Here is a 9,964-nt window from a genome sequence, read left to right as displayed (position 1 = left end):
GCGGCCGGCCCACCCTCCACCCCGACCGGTTTCTCGGCGGACGCGCGGCCCCCCCGCGGCCCGCGGCCCGCGGGGGGGCCCGTCAGGGGGCGGCGGGCCGGCGGAACCGGCCAGGGGCGGCCGGGGTGCGGAGGGGGCCGGACGGCCGTCGGACGCTGGCGAGAACGCCTCAGGCCGTGCCGCCCCGACCCCGGGCGGTGCCGGGGCGGCGGAGCCGGCTGCCGGCGGTGGCCAGAAGGAAGCCGGGCAGGGCGGAGGTGGGCCCGCGTCCGGGGCGGCGCAGCTCGCCGGTCAGGCCGGAGAGACGCTGCGGCACGCCGGCCGCAGCGTCTGGGAGGCGATCCAGAACGGGATGGGACAGAACCGGGAGCAGCGCCCGAAGCCGTGAGGGCTTCGGCGGACGCGGCTGATCGGCCTCCGGGCCGTCCGTCCGGTCCGGCCCACTCCGGCAGCACAGTGACAGGTGGTGGCGGCCCGTCGACGGGCCACGACCCGGGCCGCCGCCGTGCTCAGGGCCGAGCCTGGGCGGACCGCCACCAGGCCGTACGCCGGAGCAGCAGCACCCCGGCGACCGGCGCGAGGGTCACGGCCAGGGCGAGGCTGCTCACCACGTCCCGGGGTGCCCAGAGCAGGTTGTCGCCGATCCCGGCGGCGTGCGCGCTCAGCGAGGCCGCGACCAGCAGGCCCAGCGCCGCCAGCACCGCGCCGGTCCGGCGCAGGCGACCGGACGACCGCCGGGACGGCCGCGAGTGGGTGCCGGCCGGTCGGGCGGTAGCGGGCGGGACGGACCGCGCTGTGGCGGACGGGTGCGAGGCGACCGCGTGCGGGGCGGGCCGGTCCACCAGCGGGACCCCCGAGGCGTCGGCCGGCAGCGCCGCCGGGCGGGTGGCCTCGACCGGGACTGCCGCCGGGCGGATGGTCCGGGTCGCCGGTCGGGCCAGCCGCCGCTGGAGGGTGGTGAGACCCCGGACGGCCCCGGCCATCGGCGGGACGACCAGCAGCAGGATCAGGGCGGCGTGGGTGGCCCAGGCGCCGGCCAGGGTGGGGCCGCCCCAGGAGTCGGCGTACCGGTCGGCCCAGATGTCCCCGGTTTTGTCTCCGAGGCCGAGCCAGGGGCGGAACGGGTACGCCAGCACGTTGATCAGGACCAGGAAGGCGAGCGTGCCGGTGAACGCCGACCCGGCCAGCGCGACCGGGACGGCGAGCAGCGCGCGGCCGAGGTTGCGGACCCGGTTGGGACGGCGCAGGGCGACGGGCAGCGCCGCCAGGGCGCGCGGCACCGCGACGACGGACCAGGCGAGCCGGCGGAGCGTCTCCGGTCGGTAGGCCACCCGCCAGGGGTGAGGGCGCGGTCGAGGAGGTGACGTGCGTCTCCGGCTGCGTTCATACCGCCAGTCTTCGCGGCGCGGCGGCCGGACACCATCGGGACGAACCCCGGCTCACCCCGGAGACCGGACCCCGAGGCCGGTGCCGAGGCGTCCGCCGCAACGATCACGTCCGGTGCGGACCGAGATCACCTACCGGCGTTCAGGCGGACGCTGTTCGCGACGGCGATCACCTGAGCCCTGGTGAACGAGCGCGGTGCCATCAGCGTGAACCCGGATCCGTCGGCGAGCGGGGCGGTCAGCCGCCAGAACTGCTCGGCCTGGATGAGGCGGGCTGGGCGTTTGTTCACCGTGACGGCCTGCGCCGACTGAAAGCCCTCGATGTCGGAATCAGGGCTCGAGTCCGGCTCCGGCGTCCACCGCACGTGCAGCTCAAGGTCCGGGTTCGCCGGATCGCGGTAGGAGATGAGCGAGCCGCCGTCCTTGAACCCGCCGAGTCCCCAGCGGTCCGGGACCAGGCCGACAGTGACCTTGAAGGCGAGGCGCTGGGGCTGGTCCACCACCTGACGGGCGAGGCGCAGAACCGCCGCCACGCTGGCCTGGCGGCCGTTGCCGACGATCGTCACCCACTCGCCGGGTCGGCGCTCCCAGGTCAGCTCTACGGAGGCCAGGGCACCCGAACCGTTCGGCACGGAGAGGGTCCGGCCCGGCCGGCCGTCCACGCTGATGTCGCGTTCCCCCCCGATCGGTTCCTTCCCGCCAGCTGTACCGATCGTCAACACCACGTCGCTGCCGTCCGGGGCCGGATAGACGGCGATGATGGGGCCGCCGGGATCAGCGGTGAACGACGGCTTGCCCAGTTTCGGCAACGCATACGGGAATTCCGGCGCGGTCGCGGCGACCAGCTTGATCCGGCCAGGCGCAGCCGAACGGGTGCCGGTGGGCCGGTCTGCCGTGGCGGATGGGCGGGGAGTGTGCTGCAGCGCCTCCGGCATGACGGCGACAGCCGTCGCCACCGCCGCGACCAGCCCTACCCCGGGAAGGGCCAGCCGCGTCAGCAGCCACCGGCGGCCCGGTTCGGCCGGGCGGGGCCGGCTGAGGAGGGCGGACCGGGTGGTGCGCGGCACGGCGGTGGACGCGGCCGAGATCTCGGCGAGCACCCTCAGCCGGGCGACGTGCAGCGCTTCGTCGGACAGGTCCGGCGCGTCCGGACCGTGCGTCTCCAAGAGCCTGATCTCGTTCATCGGTCCTCCTGTAGCGAACTCAGTGCGGTACGCGTGAGCCGGCGGGCCCGGTTGATCCGCGAACGCACGGTTCCGAGCGGGATGTCCAGCGCGGCGGCGATCTCGACGTACGAGAGTTGCGCCCAGGCCAGCAGCAGCAGTGCGTCCCGGTCCCTCGGCTTGAGGCCGGCCAGCGCCGCAGCGAGCGCGGAGCGCAGTGCCTGGGCGTCCAGCCGGTCATCGGACGGGTCGTCCGTGTGCGGGCCGGTCTCGAGGAGCCCCGCCCGGGCCAGCGCCCGGTACCGGCGTTCCTCCTGGCGTACGTGTCGGTGCAGGACGTTGGTGGCGATGCCGAACAGCCACGGCCGCACGTCGAGTTGCATCGGTCGGTACGAGGCTCGCCGGCCGAACGCGACCAGGAACGTCTCGGCCAGCAGATCATCGGCCGGCGGTCCGACCCTGCGGGCCAGGTAGCGGTGCACGGCGGCGGCGTGGCGGTCGAAGATCGGCGCGAACCGTTCCGGATCTCGTATCGACTCGCGGATCAGCACGTCGTCGGCGACCTGCATCAACTGCGACCGTAGTTCCTTCACACCTGTTCATGCCCGATCGAGGCAAGCGGGTTCACGGACGAGGACCGCATGGATGAACCAGCCGGGAGCGGGCACCGGCGTCCGGCCACAACGCAAGAGCGCCGACCGGCGTTTCCGCTGGTCGGCGCTCTGGTAGCCCGGCGAAAGGCTATGTGGCCAGGGGCGGGGTCGAACCGCCGACCTTCCGATTTTCAGTCGGACGCTCGTACCAACTGAGCTACCTGGCCGTGGTGCTCGGCTCATGCTACCGCATGGGCCGATACGCAGAACGCCGCGCGTGAAGGGCGCGGCGTCAGCGCTTGCGGTCCTGACGGGACTTGAACCCGCGACCTCCGCCTTGACAGGGCGGCGAGCACTCCAACTGCTCCACAGGACCTAGCTGGTGTTGCATCCGGCCTGAACCGGACCGTGCCCCCAACGGGATTCGAACCCGTGCTACCGCCTTGAAAGGGCGGCGTCCTGGGCCGCTAGACGATGAGGGCGGCCCCGCCATCATTGCACACTCGCAACTTCAAGCGGACTTGCTCCCATCCGGCCCCGCCGGAGGCATGAGAAGCATATGCCATGCCTCCTCGGACGACCAAACCGGTATGGCTACCGGCACCCCAGCGGACGAAAGCGCAGCTCAGAGGCGGTGTCACCGGAGCCTGGAGATCCCGTACCGGCGGCGGAGGTCGGGAATGAGGGTGCGACAGGCGGCCATGGTCTGGCTCCGGTCGCCGCCGGCGTCGTGCATCAGCACGACCGAACCCGGCCGGGTCGCCGACTCCACCCGCTTGATGATCGTCTTCGCCGGCGGGCGGTCCCAGTCCTGCGGGTCGACGCTCCAGTGCAGCGGCCGCATGCCGAGCTGGGCCGCCACCGCCACCTCCTCGGCCGTCCACCGGCCGCCGGGCTGGCGGAACCAGGCGATCCTGGCCTTCGGTGCGGCGGCCCGGATTGCCTGGTTCGTCCGTACCAGGTCGGCCTTGATCTCCGCCACCGGGCGGCGGCCGAGGTTCATGTCGTGCCGCCAGCTGTGGTTGCACAGCTGGTGGCCCTCCCGGACAATCCGGGCCACCAGCTGCGGGTAGCGCCGGGCCTCCTGCCCGACCAGGCAGAACGTCGCGGTGACGTGCGCCGCCCGGAGCTGGTCGAGGATCTGTGGCGTCCACCGCGGGTTCGGCCCGTCGTCGAAGGTGAGCGCCACCCCCCGGTCGCCGCTGTGCCGGTGCAGCCCAGCGGGCAGGTTCTTGGGCAGCGGGCGCAGCTGGGGCTTCGGCCGGGTGGTGCGGCTGGGCCGCGGGGTGGGCGTCGGACGTGACGGGGTGGCCGAGGCGGCGGGCGGGCCGCCGGCCTGGGGTGGGGTCTTGCCAGGTTCGCCACAGCCGGCCAGGAGCAGGACCAGGCCGACGGCGAGCGCCAGCACGGCGCGTGAGCGCATCGTCGCTCCCGGAGGGGGTCGGGGTACGTGGACTTTCCGACCGTAGTGGACGAAGCGCCGATCCGGGAGGGGCGGTCAGCCGGTCGTCGACTGGTCCAGCGAGTCGCGTACGGCCAGCGCCAGCGAGACCGCCTCGGTCAGGTCCACCGGGCGGACGACCCCCGCGGGCAGCGTGTCGGCCCGCCAGCCCGGCCCGGCGGCGAGCACCAGCAGCGGTCGCCGCGGGGCGGCGAGCAGTGCGGAGAGCTGGTGCGGATCGGCGGTGGACCGGGTGTGCGACCAGAGCACCACGGCCGCCGGTCCGGTCCGGTTGACCGCCTCGACCAGGGCCGGCTCCGGCACCCGCGCACCCAGCATCCGATAGCTCACCCCGGCCTCGGCGAGGGCGGCGCCCAGCGCCTCCAGCGGCAGGCTGTGCTGCTCCTCGTCGGCGCAGGAGAGCAGGATCCGGGCCGGTCCGGTGGTCGGGTGGGCCCGGGCCATCGCCACGAGCGCCTCCGACACGCACCGGGACATCAGGTGTTCCACCTCGATCAGCCCGGCGGTGGCGGCGTGCCGCTCCCCGATGCCGACGAGCACCGGCCGGACCAGCCCGTCCCACGTGGCGACCACGCCGTCGGTGGCGAGGGCGTCCGCGATCGTGTCGCCGATGGCCGCCGCGTCCAGCCGCATGGCCGCCCGGGCCAGCCCGCGGGCGACCGGGCCGGCCCGGCCGACCGGGATGGTCGTCCCGCCGCCGTCCCGGAGGCCACCCAGGCCGGCGTCCGGTGGCCGCCCGGCGGCGGACCCGCCGAGCCACAGCCTCGCGCCGAGCTCAGGCGGTACGGCGGCGGGCGCCTGGCGGGCCCAGCGGGCGGCCTCGGCCGGGGTCACCCCCTCCGCGGTGAGCCGCCGCATGATCTCCAGGCGCGCGAGGTCGGCCGGCGTGTAGCGCCGGTGGTGCCCCGGTACGTGCTCGCTGGGACCGAGGCCGTAGCGCTGGTGCCAGGTGCGGAGCGTGGTGACCGCGACGCCGAGCCGGCGCGCGACGGCTCCCGCGCTCAGCGCCTCATCGGCCACCCGACCGCTCCGGTGCCTCGTCGGCCGGCCTGCCGGACGGCCGGGACGCGTCGGCGGCGGTCGGCGCCGGCCGCAGCAGCCGGTTCACCACCCCGCCCAGCCACGGCGCGTACGCGCGGGGATCGACGTCGAGGTCGGCCTCGAGGGCGCGCGGGTCGACCCAGCGCAGGGTGGCCACCTCGTCGGGGTCCGGTCGGGTGGGCAGGTCGGCCGGCACGTCGGCGCGGAGCACGTGGTCGTACTCGAACTCGACCCGGCCGGTGGCCGGATCCTCGGCGTAGTAGACGTACACGCCGACCTCGGTGAGCTCGACCGGGCCGATGCCGAGCTCCTCGGCCAGGCGGCGGTTGGCCGCCTCGGCCAGGGCCTGGCCCGGCGTCGGGTGCCCGCAGCAGGAGTTGGCCCAGCGCAGCGGGAAGCGGGTCTTCACGGCGGCCCGCTGCTGGAGCAGGACCCGTCCGTCGGGGTCGACCAGCAGCACCGAGAACGCGCGGTGCAGCCGGCCCGGCGGCTGGTGGGCGGCGGCCACGGTCGCCTCGCCGAGCGGGTGGCCGGTGTCGTCGACCAGCTCGACCAGGTGCCCCTCCCGGGCGGTCACGCCGCGCTCCCCGTGATCCGCGCGGCGGCCAGCTTGCCACTGATCAACACCATCGGCACGCCGACGCCGGGCTGGGTGCCGGAGCCGACGAAGACCACGTTGCCGAGCGTCCGGTGCAGGTTGGCCGGCCGGAACGGCCCGGTCTGGAAGAGACTGTGCGCGGCGGCGAACGGGGTGCCGGCGGCCATGCCCTGCTCCGCCCACTCCGCCGGGGTGACCGCCCGCAGCACCTCGATCCCGTCGCCGAAGCCGACGTAGCCCCGTTCCTCTAGGGTGTCGACGAGTTGATCGGCGTACCGGCGGGTCAGGTCGCCGTGCCAGTCGAACGGGGCCCGGTCGAGGTTCGGCACCGGGGCGAGCACGTAGTAGGTGTGCTTCCCGGCCGGGGCCACCGACGGGTCGGTCCGGCTGGGGTTGGTCACCAGCAGCGACGGGTCCGTCATCAGCTCGCCTCGCCGGATCACCTCGTCGAACGTGCCCTTCCAGGAACGTCCGAAGTGGATGTTGTGATGGGCGATCCTGCCATAGCCCTGGGCGGAGCCGACGTGCAGCACCACGCAGGAGGGCGAGTAGGTGAGCTTCCGCTCCCGGCCGGGGGGCAGCAGGTCCCGGTAGGCGACCGGCAGGTCGGGGTTGAGCACCACGACGTCCGCGGGGACGAGTTCACCCTCGGTGGTCAGCACCCCGGTGGCGCGGCCGTGCGCGGTCTCCACCCGGCTCGCCGTGGTGCCGTACCGGATCTGCACGCCGTGCTTCTCCGCGGCGCCGGCCATCGCCCGGGAGACCGCGTGGATGCCGCCGCGCGGGAAGCACACGCCGGCCACCGAGTCGAGGTACGCGATGACCGCGTAGAGGGCCAGCGCGTCGTGCGGCGCGAGGCCGGCGTACATCGCCTGGAAGGAGAAGATCCGCTGGGTACGCGGGTCGCGGAAGAACTGGTTGATCTTCGTCTGGAGCCGCCGGAAGGCCCCGTTGGCGAGCAGCTTCAGCAGGTTCCCGGTGAGCAGGTCGGTCGGCGCGTCCAGGTTGCGCTCGATGAAGTCGGCGCGTTCCCACCGCCACAGGTTCCGCGCGTAGTCGACGAAACGCAGGTAGCCGTCGGCCTCCCGGGGGCCGCAGACCCGGGCGATCTCGGCGGCCATCCGGGTGGTGTCGGTGATCACGTCGAGGGTCGACCCGTCCGGGTAGTACGCCCGGTAGGCCGGTTCGAGCGGGGTCAGGTCGAGCCAGTCGGTCAGCTCCTCGCCCACCGCGCCCAGCGCCTCGGAGATCAGGTCGGGCATGGTGAGCACGGTCGGACCGGTGTCGAACTCGTACCCGTCCACGCTGAGCCGGCCGGCCCGCCCGCCGGGCACCGGCTCGCGTTCCAGGACGGTCACCTGCCGGCCGCTCCCGGCCAGGTGCAGCGCGCAGGCCAGGCCCCCCAGGCCCGCGCCCACGACGACCACCCGGTCCGTACGTCCGTTCACGGTCCGCACGCGACCACCTCCCTCACGAAGTTGCCCATCATGCCCGCCGCGTGGTCGCGGCCGTGGCGAGACCCGTCAGCGCGGTGCGTGCGGTCTCGTCGATCGACGTGATGTGGAGCGCGGCGAGCGCCTCGCCGACCCGCTCGGAGATCATCCGTTCCACCCGGGAGACCGCTCCGGTGTCCCGGACCAGCTCGGCCAGCCGGGCCACCTCGCCGGGGGCGGTGACCGCACCGGCCCGGTCCAGCACCCGGCGCTGGTCGGGGGTGGCGAGCTGCCGGGCCAGCATGAGCAGCGTGGTCGGCTTGCCGGTACGCAGGTCGTCGCCGGCCGGCTTGCCGGTGGTGGCCGGGTCGCCGTACACGCCCAGCAGGTCGTCGCGGAGCTGGAACGCCTCGCCGACGGCCAGCCCGTACCGGGTGTAGGCGGCGATCAGGGGCGAGTCCGGGTGGGCCCCGGCCAGGCCGGCGCCGAAGAGCAGCGGGCGTTGCACCGTGTAGCTGGCGGTCTTGTAGCGGGCCACCCGCAGCGCCCGGTCCACCGACCAGTTCGCCGCGTCGTTCTCCCCGAGCACGTCGAGGAACTGCCCGGCCACGGTCTCGATCCGCATCCGGTCGTAGCAGCGCCGGACGTCCAGCAGTCGGGCCGGTGGCACGGCGGCGTGCGCCATCAGCCGGTCGGCCCAGACCATGCAGAGGTCGCCGATGAGCACGGCGACGGCCTCGCCGTATCGGTCCGGGTCACCCGTGTGGCCGGCGGCCCGGTGCCGGGCGGCGGCGGCGCGGTGCGCGGTGGGCAGCCCGCGCCGGGTGTCGGAGGCGTCCATCACGTCGTCGTGCACCAGCGCGAAGGTGTGCAGCAGCTCCAGCGCGGCCAGTGCCGGCAGCACCGTGGACAGCGGCGGGTCGCCGCCGGCCACCCCGCGCCAGCCCCAGTACGCGAAGGTCGGGCGGACCCGTTTGCCGCCGGCCAGCACGCAGTCCCGTGCCGTCGCGGCGAACCCGCCCATCGCCGCGTCGATCTCGGTGAGCGAGTCGACCTCGGTGGCCAGGAACGCGGCGAGGGTCTCGTCGACCCCCTCGACCAGCTCTCTGGTGAACGCGGCCAGGACGCCGCGGACGGGATCCTCCGTCGCACCCGGCTGCGTCGGGGCGACGCGGAGCGCATTACCCGCAACTGCGTCGTTGGCCATGTGGGCGAGCGTACCCTAAGGTTACGAGTTGCGTCGATTGGTGCGTCGAAAATGAGGAGGGCCGGTGGACACGGATCTCACCGCTGCCTATGACCGCTGCCGGGACCTGCACCGGCGCCACGGCCGTACCTACTATCTCGCCACGCGCCTGCTTCCGACCTGGAAACGGCGGCATGTGCACGCCCTCTACGGCTTCACCCGCTACGCCGACGAGATCGTCGACCGCACCGAGGAGCTGCCGACCGCCACCCGCGCCGCCCGGCTCGAGGAATGGTCCGCCCGGTTCGTCGCCGGCCTGCACGGCGAGCCGGTCGACGACCCGCTGCTCCCCGCCGTGCTGCACACCATCGCCGTCTTCGATCTGGACCGCGGCGACTTCGCGTCGTTTCTGCGCAGCATGGCGATGGACCTCACGGTGACCGCCTACCCGACCTACCCCGACCTGCTCGACTACATGGAAGGCTCGGCGGCCGTCATCGGCACCATGATGCTGCCGATCCTGGGCAGCTCCGACCCGGCCGCCGCCCGCGAACCGGCCCGCCAGCTCGGCTTCGCGTTCCAGCTCACCAACTTCATCCGGGACGTGGCGGAGGACCTGGACCGGGGCCGCACCTACCTGCCCGACGAGGACCTGACCCGGTTCGACGTCACCCGGGAGGACCTGCTCGCCGCCCGGGCCGCCGGCCGGGCCACCCCGAGGATCCGCGAGCTGATCGAGTACGAGGTGGCCCGCGCCCAGGCCCACTACCTGGCCGCCGCGCCGGGCATCCCGCTGCTCGCACCCGCCTCGCAGACCTGCATGCGCACCGCGTACGCGCTCTACGGCGGGATTCTCGACGAGGTGGCCGCCCAGGACTACGACGTATTCACGCGCCGGGCCGTCGTACCGCGGCGGAAGCGGGCGGCGGTGGCCGCGCGGGCGCTGCTCACCCCGGCCGGCACGCCGGTGACGGTCCCCGGCCCGGCGCCCCGGCCGGCCCTGGTCGGGGCGTGAGTAGCCCTGTGTCAAGCCTTCACTGGTTGATCTTGGTTGAGGAGTCGTTGGAGTGCTCGGTGCTGGGTGGGGTCGTAGGCGGTGCCGG

10 protein-coding genes and 3 tRNA genes are annotated in these 9,964 nt (G+C 74.2%); 1 reads left to right on the top strand and 12 read right to left on the bottom strand.

Annotated features, from left to right (window positions below):
• Positions 1-169 precede the first annotated feature (169 nt).
• From ACWEVO_RS18825 to ACWEVO_RS18770, 12 genes are all read right to left on the bottom strand, one after another.
• Positions 170-316, bottom strand: coding sequence for a hypothetical protein (locus ACWEVO_RS18825; protein WP_452308818.1), 147 nt, complete (start codon positions 314-316; stop codon positions 170-172).
• A 193-nt stretch (positions 317-509) separates the two neighbouring features.
• Complete coding sequence (locus tag ACWEVO_RS18820; protein WP_452308817.1) at positions 510-1,331, bottom strand: hypothetical protein; 822 nt, start codon at positions 1,329-1,331, stop codon at positions 510-512.
• A gap of 182 nt (positions 1,332-1,513) precedes the next feature.
• Positions 1,514-2,569 (bottom strand): hypothetical protein, encoded by a 1,056-nt coding sequence (locus ACWEVO_RS18815; protein ID WP_452308816.1) that lies wholly within the window; start codon positions 2,567-2,569, stop codon positions 1,514-1,516.
• Complete coding sequence (locus ACWEVO_RS18810; protein ID WP_452308815.1) at positions 2,566-3,117, bottom strand: RNA polymerase sigma factor; 552 nt, start codon at positions 3,115-3,117, stop codon at positions 2,566-2,568. The genes ACWEVO_RS18815 and ACWEVO_RS18810 overlap by 4 nt, the downstream gene beginning before the upstream one ends.
• Positions 3,118-3,294: 177 nt before the next feature.
• Positions 3,295-3,368, bottom strand: a tRNA-Phe gene (locus tag ACWEVO_RS18805).
• Between the two features lie 75 nt (positions 3,369-3,443).
• Positions 3,444-3,517 (bottom strand) — tRNA-Asp (locus tag ACWEVO_RS18800).
• A 33-nt stretch (positions 3,518-3,550) separates the two neighbouring features.
• Positions 3,551-3,623, bottom strand: a tRNA-Glu gene (locus ACWEVO_RS18795).
• 155 nt (positions 3,624-3,778) lie between these two features.
• Entirely contained in the window at positions 3,779-4,564 is a 786-nt protein-coding gene (locus ACWEVO_RS18790; RefSeq protein WP_452308814.1) for a polysaccharide deacetylase family protein, read from the bottom strand.
• Positions 4,565-4,639: 75 nt separating this feature from the next.
• The gene (locus ACWEVO_RS18785; protein WP_452308813.1) at positions 4,640-5,623 is read right to left on the bottom strand and encodes a MerR family transcriptional regulator; all 984 of its coding nucleotides are present in this window, start codon (positions 5,621-5,623) and stop codon (positions 4,640-4,642) included.
• Positions 5,613-6,221, bottom strand: a complete 609-nt coding sequence (idi, locus tag ACWEVO_RS18780; protein ID WP_452308812.1) for an isopentenyl-diphosphate Delta-isomerase — start codon at positions 6,219-6,221, stop codon at positions 5,613-5,615. The genes ACWEVO_RS18785 and idi overlap by 11 nt, the downstream gene beginning before the upstream one ends.
• On the bottom strand, positions 6,218-7,699 hold the full coding sequence (gene crtI, locus ACWEVO_RS18775; protein ID WP_452308811.1) for a phytoene desaturase family protein: 1,482 nt from the start codon (positions 7,697-7,699) through the stop codon (positions 6,218-6,220). The genes idi and crtI overlap by 4 nt, the downstream gene beginning before the upstream one ends.
• Before the next feature lie 28 nt (positions 7,700-7,727).
• Positions 7,728-8,882, bottom strand: coding sequence for a polyprenyl synthetase family protein (locus ACWEVO_RS18770; protein ID WP_452308810.1), 1,155 nt, complete (start codon positions 8,880-8,882; stop codon positions 7,728-7,730).
• A 64-nt stretch (positions 8,883-8,946) separates the two neighbouring features.
• Here ACWEVO_RS18770 and ACWEVO_RS18765 point away from each other — a divergent pair, with 64 nt between their 5' ends.
• Positions 8,947-9,876 carry a phytoene/squalene synthase family protein gene (locus ACWEVO_RS18765; RefSeq protein ID WP_452308809.1) on the top strand — a complete coding sequence of 310 codons (930 nt, stop codon included), beginning with the start codon at positions 8,947-8,949 and terminating at the stop codon, positions 9,874-9,876.
• The last annotated feature ends 88 nt before the right edge of the window (positions 9,877-9,964 follow it).

It is taken from the genome of Micromonospora sp. NPDC003776 (genome assembly GCF_053605645.1).
Note: the sequence above shows the minus strand (reverse complement) of the source record. Positions and strands in the feature narration are given on the sequence as shown.